General features: G+C 62.4%; 14 protein-coding genes, 1 pseudogene and 1 riboswitch. Of the genes and pseudogenes, 7 read left to right on the forward strand and 8 right to left on the reverse strand.

Features of this window, described 5'->3' with window-relative positions:
• Positions 1-29: 29 nt before the first annotated feature.
• On the reverse strand, positions 30-824 hold the full coding sequence (xth, locus tag ACIPZC_RS16390; protein WP_400628144.1) for an exodeoxyribonuclease III: 795 nt from the start codon (positions 822-824) through the stop codon (positions 30-32).
• The gene (locus ACIPZC_RS16395) at positions 821-1,063 is read right to left on the reverse strand and encodes a hypothetical protein (RefSeq protein ID WP_241803442.1); all 243 of its coding nucleotides are present in this window, start codon (positions 1,061-1,063) and stop codon (positions 821-823) included. Before ACIPZC_RS16395 ends, xth begins: the two co-directional genes overlap by 4 nt.
• A 182-nt stretch (positions 1,064-1,245) precedes the next feature.
• Between ACIPZC_RS16395 and ACIPZC_RS16400 the strand changes: the two genes are divergently transcribed.
• Both ACIPZC_RS16400 and ACIPZC_RS16405 read left to right on the forward strand, forming a co-directional pair.
• A complete protein-coding gene (locus ACIPZC_RS16400; RefSeq protein ID WP_241803443.1) occupies positions 1,246-1,746 on the forward strand; it encodes a DUF4142 domain-containing protein in 501 nt (166 codons plus the stop codon).
• 13 nt (positions 1,747-1,759) lie between these two features.
• Positions 1,760-2,011, forward strand: a complete 252-nt coding sequence (locus ACIPZC_RS16405; protein ID WP_241803444.1) for a hypothetical protein — start codon at positions 1,760-1,762, stop codon at positions 2,009-2,011.
• 66 nt (positions 2,012-2,077) lie between these two features.
• On the opposite strand, the gene ACIPZC_RS16410 is transcribed toward ACIPZC_RS16405, so the two are convergent.
• The gene (locus ACIPZC_RS16410) at positions 2,078-3,055 is read right to left on the reverse strand and encodes a DNA-binding protein (RefSeq protein ID WP_400628147.1); all 978 of its coding nucleotides are present in this window, start codon (positions 3,053-3,055) and stop codon (positions 2,078-2,080) included.
• Between the two features lie 277 nt (positions 3,056-3,332).
• Here ACIPZC_RS16410 and ACIPZC_RS16415 point away from each other — a divergent pair, with 277 nt between their 5' ends.
• From ACIPZC_RS16415 to ACIPZC_RS16425, 3 genes are all read left to right on the forward strand, one after another.
• Positions 3,333-3,950, forward strand: a complete 618-nt coding sequence (locus ACIPZC_RS16415; protein WP_267823966.1) for a transcriptional regulator — start codon at positions 3,333-3,335, stop codon at positions 3,948-3,950.
• Between the two features lie 73 nt (positions 3,951-4,023).
• Positions 4,024-5,001: a threonine/serine dehydratase gene (locus ACIPZC_RS16420; RefSeq protein ID WP_400628149.1), complete on the forward strand. Its 978-nt coding sequence runs from the start codon at positions 4,024-4,026 to the stop codon at positions 4,999-5,001.
• Positions 4,998-5,948: an ornithine cyclodeaminase family protein gene (locus ACIPZC_RS16425; RefSeq protein ID WP_400628152.1), complete on the forward strand. Its 951-nt coding sequence runs from the start codon at positions 4,998-5,000 to the stop codon at positions 5,946-5,948. Before ACIPZC_RS16420 ends, ACIPZC_RS16425 begins: the two co-directional genes overlap by 4 nt.
• Before the next feature lie 23 nt (positions 5,949-5,971).
• Here the strand turns inward: ACIPZC_RS16425 and ACIPZC_RS16430 are convergent, their stop codons facing one another.
• The 3 genes from ACIPZC_RS16430 to ACIPZC_RS16440 form a co-directional block, all read right to left on the reverse strand.
• Positions 5,972-7,720 carry a BCCT family transporter gene (locus ACIPZC_RS16430; RefSeq protein WP_400628154.1) on the reverse strand — a complete coding sequence of 583 codons (1,749 nt, stop codon included), beginning with the start codon at positions 7,718-7,720 and terminating at the stop codon, positions 5,972-5,974.
• Positions 7,721-7,935: 215 nt separating this feature from the next.
• On the reverse strand, positions 7,936-8,601 hold the full coding sequence (gene tenA / locus ACIPZC_RS16435; RefSeq protein ID WP_400628286.1) for a thiaminase II: 666 nt from the start codon (positions 8,599-8,601) through the stop codon (positions 7,936-7,938).
• Positions 8,598-9,245, reverse strand: a complete 648-nt coding sequence (locus ACIPZC_RS16440) for a TenA family protein (protein WP_400628155.1) — start codon at positions 9,243-9,245, stop codon at positions 8,598-8,600. Before ACIPZC_RS16440 ends, tenA begins: the two co-directional genes overlap by 4 nt.
• 78 nt (positions 9,246-9,323) lie before the next feature.
• Positions 9,324-9,437: riboswitch (TPP riboswitch) on the reverse strand.
• Positions 9,438-9,621: 184 nt separating this feature from the next.
• Between ACIPZC_RS16440 and ACIPZC_RS16445 the strand changes: the two genes are divergently transcribed.
• Both ACIPZC_RS16445 and ACIPZC_RS16450 read left to right on the forward strand, forming a co-directional pair.
• Entirely contained in the window at positions 9,622-11,949 is a 2,328-nt protein-coding gene (locus ACIPZC_RS16445; RefSeq protein WP_400628157.1) for a putative bifunctional diguanylate cyclase/phosphodiesterase, read from the forward strand.
• 90 nt (positions 11,950-12,039) lie between these two features.
• Positions 12,040-12,990, forward strand: a complete 951-nt coding sequence (locus ACIPZC_RS16450; RefSeq protein ID WP_241803452.1) for a site-specific integrase — start codon at positions 12,040-12,042, stop codon at positions 12,988-12,990.
• Here ACIPZC_RS16450 and ACIPZC_RS16455 read toward each other — a convergent pair.
• Positions 12,980-14,089, reverse strand: a complete 1,110-nt coding sequence (locus ACIPZC_RS16455) for an SMP-30/gluconolactonase/LRE family protein (protein ID WP_400628288.1) — start codon at positions 14,087-14,089, stop codon at positions 12,980-12,982. The genes ACIPZC_RS16450 and ACIPZC_RS16455 overlap by 11 nt on opposite strands.
• Positions 14,084-14,704, reverse strand: a pseudogene (locus ACIPZC_RS16460) (SDR family NAD(P)-dependent oxidoreductase); the annotation flags it as partial. The pseudogene ACIPZC_RS16460 and the gene ACIPZC_RS16455, both read right to left, overlap by 6 nt.
• Positions 14,705-14,802: the final 98 nt, after the last annotated feature.

Here is a 14,802-nt window from a genome sequence, read left to right on the forward strand (position 1 = left end):
TTGACGCGTTTGCCGTCTGTCACTATAGATCACTGCCGTTTGCGCGCACCCAACTCGATCCATGCCGGTGCATGGTCGCTGGGCTTGGGCTCGTTGCGCACCCACGCATCTACGCCGCCGGCCTTGAGGTGCGAGGCGATATCCGGGCTGAGCAACAGGTGATCGATACGCAAGCCAGCGTTGCGCGCCCAGTGGTTACGGAAGTAGTCCCAGAAGGTGTAGATGCGCTCGTCGGGGTACAGATGACGAATGGCATCGGTCCAGCCCTGCTCGAGCAACGCCTGGTAGCAATTGCGCGACTCGGGTTGGAGCAAGGCATCCTTGAGCCAGGATTTGGGGTTGTAGATATCGAAGTCGGTCGGCACTACGTTGAAATCACCGGCCAGAACAGTCGGGTGGCCACTCCTGAGCAAGTCCCGCGCATGCTCGACCAGGCATTGGAACCAGCGCAGTTTGTAATCGAACTTCGGCCCCGGTTGCGGGTTGCCATTTGGCAGGTACAGGCAACCTATCAGCACACCCTGTACCGCAGCTTCCAGGTAGCGGCTCTGGTCGTCCTCCTCCATGCCTGGCAGGCCGCGCCGGACTTCCAGCGGCTGGCTGTCGCGCGCCAGGATGGCCACCCCGTTCCACGAAGGCTGCCCCCTATACAGGCAGCCATAGCCTGCAGCTTCCAGGGCTTCGCAGGGAAACTTCGCGTCAGCTGCCTTGAGTTCCTGAAGGCAGGCGACATCTGGCTTTTCCCGCTCCAGCCATGCCAGCAGCGCCGGTAGCCGGCTGCCGATGCCGTTGATATTGAAGGTGGCGATGCGCAAGGGCTTCATGTGCCAGGGTCATCCACGTGGCTCTGCACCGCCGCCTGCAGCGCACCCACATGGGCCTCGTCTGCCAGGGCCTTGAGGGCCAACCAGTCATCCCAGTCGATGGCGCCGTCATCACGCAGCGCTTCGGCGGTGCGCAGTAATTCGTGATGGTAGGCATCCGGGGATTCGCGACGGTAACTGTCATCATCGTATTGCGCGTACCAAGCCTCAAGTTCGGGAATGCTGCGCTCTATGCTCATGCCCTGCTCCTTCGCGGCAACCTTTGAATGTGTGAGCGCTAGCACTGCGTATCGTTCAACCGTGGCGCCGCGGTGCTGGCTCGCCCAGACAAAAACCTGAAAAAAATTTAAACCTATACCCACTTCCCCGGCTCAACCGTACGCGACACTGAGGTCGCGCCACCGATAGCAAGGAGTGAAACATGGGCAATCTGTTCATCAAGCGCGCAGGTTTGTCGCTGGTGCTGGGCATGGCGTCGCTGCAGGCACTGGCGGCTTCCTCCGATGACTTCGTCGATGCCGCTACCGAGGCTGGTATCGCCGAGGTGGTCACCGGCAATCTGGCTCTGGAAAAGAGCCAGAACCCTGACATCAAGACCTTCGCCCAGCATGTGGTCACCGATCACACCAAGGCCAACCAGAAGCTCGGCGACATCGCCCGCAAGCTGGACATCAGCGTGCCCGATGAGGCGGCGCTGACCGACAAAGTGAAGAAAATGATCCTTGAATGGCGCGAGGAGTCGTTCGACAAGTCCTACGTCAACAACCAGGTCGATGCCCACGAAAAAACCGTGGAGTTGTTCAAGAAAGAAGCCGCGTCATCTGACAAACCAGAGCTGAAGGCTTTCGCCAGCGAAACCCTGCCGACGCTCGAGAAACACCTGGAAGAGGCCAAGGCTCTTCAGGCCAAACATGGCAAGTGATCGGAGGACACACATGAGCAACGATACATTGCGCAGCGAAATCCTGACGCGCCTGCTGCACGCCCACCCACAGGGCTTGGGCAAGGAAGTGCTGGATAATTACCGTGGTGAAAATGCCGTTGCCGATGCGCTCAAGACGCTGCAGGAGCATGGGCTGATTCACGATGGCAGCGTAACGGTCGACAGCAATCAGCAGTTCAGCGTCAGCTATCCGATCAAGCTCTCGGCAGCGGGTGTCGAGGCTGCGAAGCGGGTGGAAGGCTAAGTCAGCCTTCCAGCCTTTCAATGGTGCGTTGCGGGGGCCGGCTTTCCGCCCCCCGCAACGTGCCCGTCACGGCTTGGCGCTCTCGCGCAGCGCCTTCAGCGCCTCGTCGCGCCTGAGCAGTTCAGCTTCCAGGAACTGCAACTGCCTGCCCTGCTCCGCACATTGCCCACGTTTTTCTTCCAGGGTTTGGCCTTGGGCCTGCCATTGCCTGCGCATCTCGTCACTGGCGCCCTGCGCTTGCGCCAGGATCGTGCGCAAGCCCTGAATCTGTGTATCACGCTGCTCCAGCAGTTCATCCAACGCCTTGCGCTCGCTGCTGGCCTGGCGATGCTCGCCAAGCAGGCGCTCGTTGTCCCGGTGCAGGCGCGTCAGTTCATCCTGCTTGACGATCATGCCTTGTTGAAGCTGGCGCAGTTCGAGCTGCAACTGTTGCACCTGTGCCTCGTGGCGCCGCTGGTCTTGGTCACGCTGTTCGCGGCTGGCGCTGCGGTAATGCTCCAAGGCATCCCTGGCATGCTGGTGTTTTTCTTCCAGCGAGCGCACCTGTTCGTCCTTGTCGGTTAAACGCAGCTGCAGCTCACCTAGCGCCTGGTTCAGGCTGGCGCCCCGCAGCTGCTCGGCTTGCAGCGTGCTCTGGGTGGCGCTGAGCCGCTCCGACTCGGCGGCCAGTGCCGCCGCCTGGATCTGCTGTTGCTGATGCGCTGCGGCCAAGGCCTCCTGCGCCAGTTTTAGCTGCCCTTGCAACTGCTCCTTTTGCTCGTTGTGGGCCGCTTCGATCTGCTCGATCCGCCCATCGGCCTCATCCTGCAGCTGTTCGGCCAACTGCGCCACCAGCTTGGCCAGCGTATCGCTCAGCGCTGGCGCGCCCTGAAGCGCCGCAGGTTTCTGGCCTTCCAGCTCTTTGAGATAACGGTGAATGGTGGTCTTCGAGCCCGTGTTGCCCAGTTCGATACGTACAGCATCGATGCTGGGGTACTCGCCCCGGGCAATCAGCACTTGCCTTGCCTGCTGCACTACCGCCTTGTTGATACCACCCCGGGCCATGTTTGCTCCTACGATTTCGTATCATGGTACGTACCATGTATTTACGTACTAATTCTGGCGGTTTTGATGCCTCAGCTCAAGCCATTTCTAAGGTGCAATAATCACGGCTTATCGCATGAGATGTCGGTATGAGCGGGATTCGAAGCGCCTGGCGTAGCACAAGCAGTACGAAAGGCCCTGAAAAGAGTTCTGGCCCATGCCTTGAAGTTGAATCGTGCTTGCGTCCACCATGGACAAAATGGCTACCCGCCCAATCAAGCACCTACCCCGGCTCAAGATGAACATCGAAAACTACAAGGCAATCGCCGATAGCATTGCGCTGCTGCTCTTTCCCCACGCCGAAGTGATCGTCCACGAGGTACAGAGTCAGACGGTCGTCCACATCGCCAACAACTTTTCCAGGCGCAAGGTTGGCGATGACTCGGCACTGGACCTGGAGCTTGGCGACTTCCGCAACGCCGCCAAGCTCGGCCCTTACGAGAAGCTCAACTGGGATGGTCAAAAGATCCGCTCCATTACCACGGTGCTGTACAACCAGGACGGTGAAGCCCAGTACCTGCTCTGCATCAACCTGAACTTCTCTGTGCTGGAACAGGCACGTGAAGCGCTGGATGCATTTTTCCAGGTCAGCCGCCTGGTACCGCAGCCCGATGCGCTGTTCAAGGATGACTGGCAGGAACGGATCAATACCTTCCTGCACGCTTGGCTCAAGGCGCGCAATTTGTCCCTGCGTACGCTGAAGATGAAAGACAAGCGCACGTTGGTGGAGGCCCTGCATGCCGAAGGGGCATTCGAGGGGCGCAGCGGGGCGGACTATGTGGCCAATGTACTGAGCATGGGCCGGGCGACCGTTTACAAGTACCTCAAGGAACTGAGGGGCCAGGCCGCTGAATGAATGACTAGCACTTGTGCAGCGTGGATATTGGGTCTATCGTGGACGTACAGTCCATATACGAACGGTAGCCACAATGCCTGTCGATGCCCCCAACCTGTCTTCCCTGTATCAAGCGATCGCAGATGCACACCAGGCACTTCGCCCTGAGGTGAGTGTCACCCCGCTCAACTTCAGCGCCGGGCTTTCGGCGATGACCGAATGCAGCGTGTATCTGAAATGCGAGCACCTGCAACACACAGGCTCGTTCAAATTCCGCGGTGCCAGTAACAAGCTTCGCCTGCTACCCGCCGAGCAGCGCGCACTGGGCGTCATCACGGCCTCCTCTGGCAACCATGGGCAAGCGCTCGCGCTTGCCGGCAAGGTGATGGGGGTGCCGGTCACCGTCTATACCACCACTTCGGCGTCTGCTTACAAGCTGGGTGCAATTCGCGCGCTCGGTGCTGAAGTGGTCAGCCTGGATCTGGACCCTTTGGGCGTGGAGCTTGAAGCGGGGCGTCAAGCAGCCCTGCAGGGCAAGCCGTTTGTCTCGCCCTACAACGACCTTGAAGTGATCGCCGGCCAAGGCACCATCGCGATGGAGCTGTTTGAACAGGCACCGGACCTGGACGCCGTATTCGTCGCAGTCGGCGGCGGCGGGATGATTTCGGGTATCGGCGCAGCACTGCGGGCGCTGAACCCAAGCATCGACATCATTGGCTGCTGGCCAGCGAATGCCCCTACCCTGCAGCGCTCGCTGGAAGCCGGGGAAATCATCGACATGCAAGAGCAGCAGACGATCTCCGACGGTACGGCAGGCGGGGTCGAGCCAGGCTGCGTGACTTTCCCGCTCTGCCAGGCGCTGCTGTCGCGTACCGTGCTGGTGAGCGAGGAGGAGATAAAGGCGGCGATGCGTGATGTGGCCGCACATGAGCGCTGGATCATCGAGGGTGCTGCCGGTGTCGCGGTGGCAGGCATGCAGAAGCTGGCCAAGGCATACCGCGGCAAGCGCGTCGCGGTCGTCATTTGCGGCCGCAACATCGTGCTGGATAAATTCCTCGAGGCCGTACGATGAACATTTTCAGCAAGCAACAGATCACCTCCCGGCTCGATGTGGAGCAGGCAGTGCAATGGCTGGAGCACGGTTTCATCGCCTTCTCCCAAGGCAAGGCCCAGGTGCCACCGGTACAGGCATTCACTTTTGCGCAGGCCAATGGCGACTGCTGCATCAAGGCTGCCTATATCGAGGGCAGCGACACGTTCACGGTCAAACTGTCGACTGGCTTTTACGACAATCCGTCAAAGGGCCTGCCAAGCAATGATGGCTTGATGCTGGTCGCCTCGGCCAGCACCGGGCAGCCGCTTGCCTTGTTGCAGGATGAGGGCTGGCTGACCTGCATCCGCACCGCGCTGGCCGGGCGCATCGTCGCCCGCCTGTTGGCACCAGCAAATGTGAGAGCGATCGGTATTCTGGGGACCGGCACCCAGGCGCGCATGCAGTTGCAGCAACTGGGTGCAGTTACGTCCTGCCGCAGCGTAGTGGTGTGGGGGCGCAGTGATGCGGAACTGGCAGCCTACAAAACCTTTGCCGAAGCCCTGGGCTATGAAGTGCGGATAACCCGTGACGCTGCAGAGGTTGCACACGCCGCCAACCTGATCGTCTGCACGACACCTTCCCGCGAGCCACTGCTGCAGCGTGAATGGGTGCAACCTGGCACCCATATCACCGCCGTTGGCGCCGATGCGCCGGGCAAGCAGGAGCTCGATACTGCGCTGGTGGCATGTGCCGACCGTATCATCGTCGACTCCCTCTACCAGTGCAGCCAGTACGGCGAAGTCTCCCATGCGCTGAAGGCCGGCCTGATCGGCGAACAGCAACTGGCCGAGCTTGGTGCCCTACTCGAGGGCCGCGCCACCGGCCGTGAGCATGACGCCCAGATCACGCTCGCCGACCTGACCGGGGTGGCCGTGCAGGACGCCCAGATCGCAAGCTGCGTGTTGGCATCGCTCACCGCCGGTTGACGGCCGCAGCCGCGCCCGGTCGATCAAGGCTCTGTCACCCGGGCTTTGCCGGGGGCCGGTTTGAACGAGGGTTTCTTTTCCTGCACCACGATGTAGAACTCCTCGCCGTGCTTGACCGCGCCGTACAGCACCGCTTTTTCGATCAGCTCGCTGCCGCGCAGATGGCGCAGCATCATCGGGTCCTTGCGCAGGTCGCGGTACAACGCCAGGCACAACAGCACCATCACCACCACAAATGGCAACGCCACGACAATGGTCAGGTTCTGCAGGCCGGTAAGCGCCTCCCCTGGGTTACCCGGGTCGCCCAACGCAAGCATGATGGCCGCGACTGTGCCAGTCAGTGCCCCCCAGAAGATCACTGTCGCACGCGAGGGTTGCGTGGTGCCGTGTTCGGACAAGGTACCCATCACGAGCGACGCCGCATCTGCCCCGGAGACGAAGAAGATCGCCACCAGGAGCATGACCAGCACCGAAGTCGCCGAGGCCCATGGGTAGCTGTCGAGCAACTGATACAGGGCATGGTTGCTGTTCACCGCACCGTCGATAAGGACGAAGCTGCCTTCGCGCAGGGCATCGATGCCGGCGCCGCCAAAAATGCTGAACCACACCAGGCTGACCAGCCCTGGCACCAGCAACACGCCGCTGACGAACTGGCGGATGCTGCGGCCGCGGCTGATGCGGGCGATGAACATGCCCACAAAAGGTGTCCAGGAAATCCACCAGGCCCAGTAGAACACGGTCCAGCCGGCCAGCCAGGCGTCCATCGCATCCCCCCCACTGGCGCTGGTGCGCGCCATCATCTCGGGCAACATCTTGATGTAGACACCGATCGACGTGGGCAACAGGTTGAGCATCAACAGCGTCGGCCCGACCAGGAAGACGAACAGCGCCAACGCCAATGCCAGCACCATATTGATATTGGACAGCCACTGGATCCCCTTACCGATGCCAGACACGGCCGAAGCAACGAAGGCGATGGTCAGCAAGGTGATGATGGCGATGTAGAACAGCTTGCCGGGGTGCTCGATCCAGCCGTTGTATTCCAACCCACCGGCAATCTGCAGGGCGCCGAGCCCTAGCGAGGCCGCTGAACCGAACAGGGTGGCGAAGATCGCCATCATGTCGATCATGCGGCCGACAGGGCCGTTGGCGTGCTTGCCGATCAAGGGCCGGAACGCGGTGGAAATCAACTGCGAACGGCCGCGGCGGAACGTGCCGTAGGCGATTGCCAGGCCGACGATGGCGTACATTGCCCAGGGGTGCAGCGACCAGTGAAACAGCGTGGTCGCCATCGCCACCTGCAGTGCTTCGTCGGATTGGCCTGCGGCAGTGCCGGGCGGTGGTGAAATGTAGTGCGACAGCGGCTCGGCGACCCCGAAGAACATCAGGCCGATGCCCATGCCCGCACTGAACATCATGGCAACCCAGGACACCGTGCGAAACTCCGGTGCTTCGCCATCGCGCCCCAGCGGGATTCTGCCGTAGCGGCTGGCGGCCAACCACAGCACGAAGATGACGAACACGGTGGAGGTCAGCACGAAGAACCAGCCAAAGTTGACGATGACCCAGGATTGCGCAGAGGTTGCGCTTGCAGCGAGGCTGGCCTGGTTGACGACACCCCAGGTGATGAAAGCGATTGCCAGCAGGCTGGTGACGCCGAACACCGCCCAGTCGAGCTTGCCTTCAAGGTGGCGGTCCTGCCTGGCCTCGGCAGTCTTGGACGGGTCGGTGACGCCTAGCGGCGGTGTTTCAACGTGCTCTTGCGTTGCCATCGATGGGCCCTTTTCAGTTTTGCTGCAGGCTTTTGTTGTTGTAATTGCTAGCGATGCCTGCGCAAAAACCGGGGGCGGCCGCGCTGGAGGCCCCGCGATTATCCTGTGAGCGAAACAGCAGCCCCTATTCCAGGACCGTCCTGGCCCATCCTCTGAACGACCAACCGGTCACATCGTGCAAACCCCGATGTAACCGGCACAGAACCTGAACGGGCTCAGGCAGCCACATCCAACCCCATTTGCCAGAAGTCCGCCTCCAGCCTCGACGCCTGGCCAAAAATCGCCGCCAGCTCCACGAACCGCTGCTCGGTCATGCTGCGTGCGGCCAGCTCATCGAGGTGCTTGCGTGCCGCAGAGGCCACGCTCTGGTAGCCCTCCCCGGCGTATTCGGCAATCCACTCTCGGTAAGGGTGAGCACTGAGGTCACCGATGTGCGCCGCGAGGGTGCGGCCGATCTCGGCATAGCCGATCACGCACGGTGCCAAGGCCACATGCAGTTCGAGCAGGTCGCCGGCAGCGCCGCAGTCGAGCACGTAACGGGTGTAGGCGACCGTGGCCTGGTGCTCCGGCGCGGCCTGGATATCGGCCTGCGACAAGCCCCAACGGGCGCACAGGCGCAAGTGCAGCTCGGTTTCGTCAAGGATTGCCGCCAGGCCAGCTTGTGCCGCGCGGATGTCGGCCGGCAGCCTGCTTTTATAAGCGGCAAGCGCCCAGGCACGGGCGAACTGGATGAGGAACAGGTAGTCCTGCACCAGGTAAGTCCGGAACGCTGCTTCGCTCAAGGTGCCCTCACCCATCTGCCGAACGAAATCGTGCTCCACATAGCTCGACCACTGGTGGGCGCTGGCCGCTTTCAGGCGCTCGAAGATATCCATGCTCAGGCCTCCTGGTCGTAGATGGCGTCGAAGAAGGCCAGTTCCAGCGCCACGGTGCGCTGGTAGAAGTCACTCGCCAGTGCCGGCTCCTGCGGGCCTACGCGGTCCAGTTCGGCCTGCAGGAAGGCGACAAAGTCTTGGAATGCCGCATTGTCATGCAGGGTGATCCACTCGGCATGGACGAAGTTTTCCGGCAAGGGTTTCGCTGCCTTGAGCGCCCAGTCCAGGTACAGGCCTTCGGCAACGTTGAGCACTGCCAGCGCCGCCGCATAGGAGCGGGTCGCGGCGGCTTCGCGCATGATGGCCTTGAAACCTTGGGTCGGCAGCGTGTCCCTGGGTTCGGTGCGTTGCTGCGGGCTCACGTCCAGCGCCTGGAAAGCGCGCAGGAAATAGGTGTTTTCATCGCTGCTGATCATCCCGGCAAAGCGGCCGAAACGCAGGCGCGCCTCGAAGGTGTCGGCTGTGGCGATGGCGGCGCCGAGCAAGGTCAGGAAACTGTCGAGAAAACGGTGGTCCTGCACCAGGTAGCGGACCATGATCGGGTCCGCCACGCTACCGTTGCACAGTTCAGTGACGAAGCGGTGGCCGACTGCAGCCGACCAGGTCGGTTCGTTCTGGCGGCGTAAGGCGTGGGTGAAAGGTTCGTTCATGGTGCTGCCCTCCCTAGGGTGACAGCGAGGCCTTGACGGTGGCGCATGGGGCGGCCTCGCAATGAGGCCGGCAAAAAGGCAGGTCGGCAGTCCCATCCCTTCGCCGGCATGATCCGGATCAGGTTCTAAGGGTCACCGCGCTGCAGTGCCAGCGGTTTCTCAGCCCGTTGCCGGGCTCCCCTTGGTGGCGTGAAGGTATACAGCACCTCCGGTGCCTTTGTCACGGAGCAGATCACCCCGAGCAGCCCGCGACAGCCGCACCTTCAAGGGCCTTGGCAGCAAAAGAGACAGCGTAGAAGCAAATAGCCACCAGTCATTAGCCTGTCATCTTATTGTCGTATTTTCCGGCCTTCACCCAGGGTCGGGAATACCAGCCGTGATACGCCGTTTTCTCTCGTCAGCAGGCCTGCTGCGCCTATTGATCCTGATGCTCTGTGCCGCCACCCTCACCTTCCTTTGGGGGGTGCACTTCAGCCAGAAGGCCGCCGCGCGTCAGGATGCGCTGATGGCCAAGGCAGCCGAGCACCAGAACCTCGCCCGCATCGTCGCTGAGAGCCTGCGTCAGCTGGTTGATCGTGCCCAGGCCGTGGGCCGCGTCACTCAGGACGACATGAAGGCGCTACCCCAAGGCAGCCTGAGCCTGGCGCGGCTGCTTGCCGAGGACCCGGTGTTCAAACGCATGGGCCTGTACGACCGTAATGGCAAGTTGTTGTCAGCCAGTCACGTCAACGAAGTGGCGGCGCTGCCGGACGGCTGGCTGCAGCAGTTGAAACTGCATGTCGCGCACTACGGTTTCAAACCCTTCATGCCGCGTGTGGAACCGGGCCTCAGCCCTTCGGCCCTGCCCACCTGGCGCTTGCCCTTCCTCTTGCCGCTGACCAGCCTGCCAGGCCGGGAGATCGACAAGATCCTGGTGGTGCAGCTCGATATCGGCTACCTCGCGGTGCTGTTCCAGCACATTGACCTGGGCACCACCGGCCTCATGCGCCTGCTGCAGGACGACGGCCAGGAGCGCCTGCGTATCGACACCCGCGGCGTGGTCATGGCCGATGTCGATTTCGAACCCGGTTTGCCGGCATCTGCCAGCGAGTCGGGGCTGCTCATCCAATATGCATCCGGCCAGCCCTACCAGAGCCTGTACCGGCGCATCGACGAGCGCGGTTTCAGCATCATCGTCAGCCAGCGCATCGACGAAATCCTCGCCCCCACTGCCCTGGCGTATTCACGTCAGTTCTGGTTGAACTGGAGCATGACGGTGATGATCCTTGCCAGCCTGGTCTGGACCTTGCGTCTGCTGCACAAGCGTCAGGAGGCTTTCAGCGCCCTTGAGCATGCGCAACAGGTCAACCAGCAACTGATCGGGCGCCTGGAAGATGCGCACCGGCGCAGCAGCCACGCCGCCGCCACCGACCACCTTAGTGGGCTGCACAACCGCCGCCAGTTCGTCGAGGTGGCGGGCCTTGCGCTGACCCGCCAACGCGGCAAGCGCCGGCTGATGGCGATCCTGTTCATCGACATGGACCGTTTCAAGTCGATCAATGATTCGCTCGGGCACAAGATCGGCGACTTGCTGCTGCAAGCCGTGGCCGGGCGCATTCAGCGCCTGCTTGAGCAAGGCGACGAAGCCTCGCGCTTCGGCGGTGATGAGTTCGTGGTACTGCTGGCCGGCGAACGCAGTGAAGAACAGATCGATACCTGGGTGCGCGAACTGGTGCAGAAACTTTCGGCCACTTACTCCCTCGACGGCCAGGAGGTCAATACCAGCCCTAGTGTGGGCATCAGCATCTGCCCACGCGACGGCCAGGACATCGACAGCCTGATCCGCTGCGCCGACGCAGCCATGTATTCGGCCAAGCAGGCCGGGCGTGCCCAGTACCGTTTCTTCGACCCCTCGCTGAATCTTTCCGACATCCACGCCTTCACCCTTGAACAAGCCTTTGGCAGTGCCCTGGCCGAACGTCAGTTCATACTGCACTACCAACCGCAAATCCGCCTGGATACCCAACGCGTGCTGGGCTATGAAGCCTTGGTGCGCTGGGACCACCCAGAATTCGGCCTGCTCTACCCCGACCGCTTCATCGGCCTGGCCGAGCGTAGCGGTTTCATCATCGAGCTGGGCTGGGAAGTGCTGCGCCTGGCCTGCGAGGAGCTGGCACGTTGGGATCTGCAGGGCCGCGACAACCGCCTGGCGGTGAATGTATCGGCATTGCAGCTGCGCCAGGCCGATTTCAGCACCCGCCTGCTGGCCAAGTTGCAGCTGTACGGCATCAGCCCGCAGCGGCTGGAGCTGGAAATCACCGAAACCACCATTCTGGACCCGGAAGGCACGGCGGTTGAGCATCTGCACCGCCTGCGCGCGGCCGGCCTGGGCATCAGCCTCGACGACTTCGGGCGTGGTTACGCCGGCTTCGCCCACTTACAGTCACTGCCGTTGAGCAAGCTCAAGATCGACCGGTCGCTGATCGCACCGCTGTGCAACAGCCACGACGACAGCCCGATCGTATCCTCGACCATCATCCTGGCCAAGCGCCTGGGGCTGGAGGTAGTGGCCGAAGGGGTCGAAACGCGCGAGCAGGTGGTGTGCCTGAAACTTGCCGGCTGCGATATTGCCCAGGGCTACCACTTCAGCCGCCCCTTGTCGCCGGCGCAACTGCGTGAATACCCGCCCTTCAACGGCATCGAGGAAAAGCCATGCGTGCTCTGAAGCCTTGGGCGGGCGCCCCCGTCAAAGAGCCGGGACAGACCAGACGTTAGGGTTTATTGTGGTGGCAACACACGCTGACACCACCCTCACATGACCGACATAGAGCGCTACGTCCGCGCCGCCACCCGTGACAACACCCGGCGCAGTTACCAGGCTGCCATCGAGCATTTCGAAGCCCACTGGGGCGGGTTCCTCCCGGCCACTGCCGACAGCATTGCCCGCTACCTGGCCGATCACGCCGGGCAGCATGCGGTCAGCACCCTGCGCCAACGCCTTGCGGCCCTCAGCCAATGGCACATCAGCCAAGGCTTCCCCGACCCGACCAAGGCCCCGCTGGTGCGCCAGGTGCTGCGCGGCATCCGCACCTTGCACCCGACACCGCCGAAGCAGGCCGCCCCGCTGCTGTTGCAGCACCTGCAAACGGCGGTCGAGCGTTTTGAACAAGAGGCCAGGCTGGCCCGCGAGCAGCATGACCTGCCAGCACTGCGCCGCGCCCGGCGTGACACTGCACTGTTGCTGCTGGGCTTCTGGCGTGGGTTTCGTGGTGACGAACTGGCGCGCCTGCGGGTGGAACACATCCAGGCCGAAGCCGGCGTGGGGATCAGCCTGTTCCTACCACGCAGCAAAGGTGACCGTGAAGCGCTAGGCGTACAACACCGCACCCCGGCCCTGAAGGCGCTGTGCCCTGTCGCAGCCTACCTGCAGTGGCTCGAAGTGGCGGGCATCGCCCACGGCCCGGTGTTTCGCAAGCTGGACCGCTGGGGCAACCTGGGCGACACAGCGCTCAACAGCAACAGCCTGGTCGGCCTGTTGCGGCGCATGCTCGAACGAGCCGGCGTGCCGGCGGCGCTGTACACCGGCCATTCCCTGCGCCGTGGTTTTGCCACCTGGGCCACGGCCAACGGCTGGGAGCTGAAGTCGCTGATGAGTTACGTGGGCTGGAAGGATGCCAAATCGGCGTTGCGCTATATCGACTCGGGCCAGCGTTTTGGCGAACTGGCCGTATTACCGGCCAGCCAGGGGCAAGCGCTCATTCCGTGAACGTGTAGCGGGCAACACCGCCCACTTCCGGGCGAATCGCATACAGGTCGCCAGCGTCCGGGTAATGCCGCAGCTCGGTCGGCGACATGCCGACCCGGGCCGTGGTGATGTACAGCGTGCTCATGCCTTCGCCACCGAAACAGCAACTGGTCGGGCGCGGCACTGGCATCACCACCTGTTCGGTCAAATGGCCGTCGCGGTCATAGCGCAGCAGGCAGCTGCCATTGAACTGACACACCCACAACCCACCTTCACGATCCAGCGCGATGCCGTCAGGGCGCCCCAGTTCGGCAGGCGTCTCGGCAAACAGGCTGACCTGCTCCAGGCGCCCTTCAGGCAGATACGCGGCGCGGTAGATCGAGCGAGCAGCGGAGTCGACGAAGAAAACGGTATTGCCATCGGCGGACCAGGTAATGCCATTGGGCAACGCCATGCCGTCATGGATCACCACATCGTGCAGTTCCCCGTCAAAGCGCAGCAGCGCGCCGGTCTTGCCGCTCGGGCCCTCGTCCATCAGGCCGGTGACGAAGCGCCCTTGCGGGTCGCAGGCGCCGTCGTTGAAGCGGTAGCTCGGGCGGTGATGCACAGGCGCCGAGTACTGGCGCACCTTGCAAGAGGACATATCCAGAATGGCAACGCTGGCATCTTCGGTGAATATCAGGTTGCCTTGGTCGGTCAGTGCCAAGGCACCGATACGGGCAGCCGATTCATAGAGGGTCTCGACTTCGCCATCCGCTAGCAGCCGGTGAATCCGCCCGCCGGTGATATCGACGAAATACAACGCGCCGGTGCGCGCATCCCACACAGGGCTCTCACCCAGGTCGGCCCGGGTGTTGGCGACCTTGGTCGGCACGTAGTGGCATTCCTTGATGAGGCTCCAGCGTTCGGCCACTTCGCCCAGGCTGGAAGCCTCGACGCGCGCCAGGTCACGCGGGTAGCTCACGCCGCTGTTCTCGCTGAAACGCGTGGCGGTGAACTGGCCATTGCTGGCCCGCAGGATGTACCCGGTATCCCGGCAAAGCGGGCTGGCCAGGTACAGAACGCCCGGTGTGACCCATTGCGGCTTGAGTTCTTCCGGTGGCTGGGTCACGCCCCACATCCTGGTTTTGGCCACCGGCGAGACCGCATTGACCAGGATGCCGTGTTCCAGCCCTTCCATGCTCAATGCGTTCATGATGCCCACCTGGGCCATCTTGCCCGCCGAGTAGGCGACCAGGCCTGGCTGGGCATAGCGCTGGTACATGGCGCGGTCCGAGGTCGTGAGCACTATGCGCGGTGCCTCGGCTTGCTTGAGGTGCTTCCAGGCATGCTTGGCCAGCCATACCGGGGCGTGCACGCTGATGCCCAGTGCGCGGTCGAGAAACGCCTGCTCCTGGGTCTCGATGCCTTGGTAATCGACCCAACCGGCGTTGTGAATGAGGATATCCAGCGCGCCGAAATGCGTGATGGCCAGTTCCACCAGTTCGCGGCAATCGTCTTCGTTTTCCAGGTGGCCGGCATGAGCGACCACCTCGAAACCCTGCCCCCGCAGCGTTTCGAGCGCGACGCTGACCGCCGCCGGGTTCTGCCCTTCACCTGAGCGGTCAGTGCCCAGGTCGCTGATGACTACCCGCGCTCCCCGCGCGGCCAGCGCCATGGCGTAATCCAGGCCCAGGCCCTGGGCGGCACCGGTGACGATGGCGACTTTATCTTTGAATGGGTCTGTGCTTGGCATTGTAGCGCCCTTCCGATTCTCCTTTTTTACGATAACAATAAAAAAATCAATGACTTAATATTAAAAGCATGCAACTTTGATATCTGCTGGATATCACC

The organism is Pseudomonas sp. NPDC089743, from assembly GCF_044748785.1.
Lineage (GTDB): Bacteria > Pseudomonadota > Gammaproteobacteria > Pseudomonadales > Pseudomonadaceae > Aquipseudomonas > Aquipseudomonas putida_X.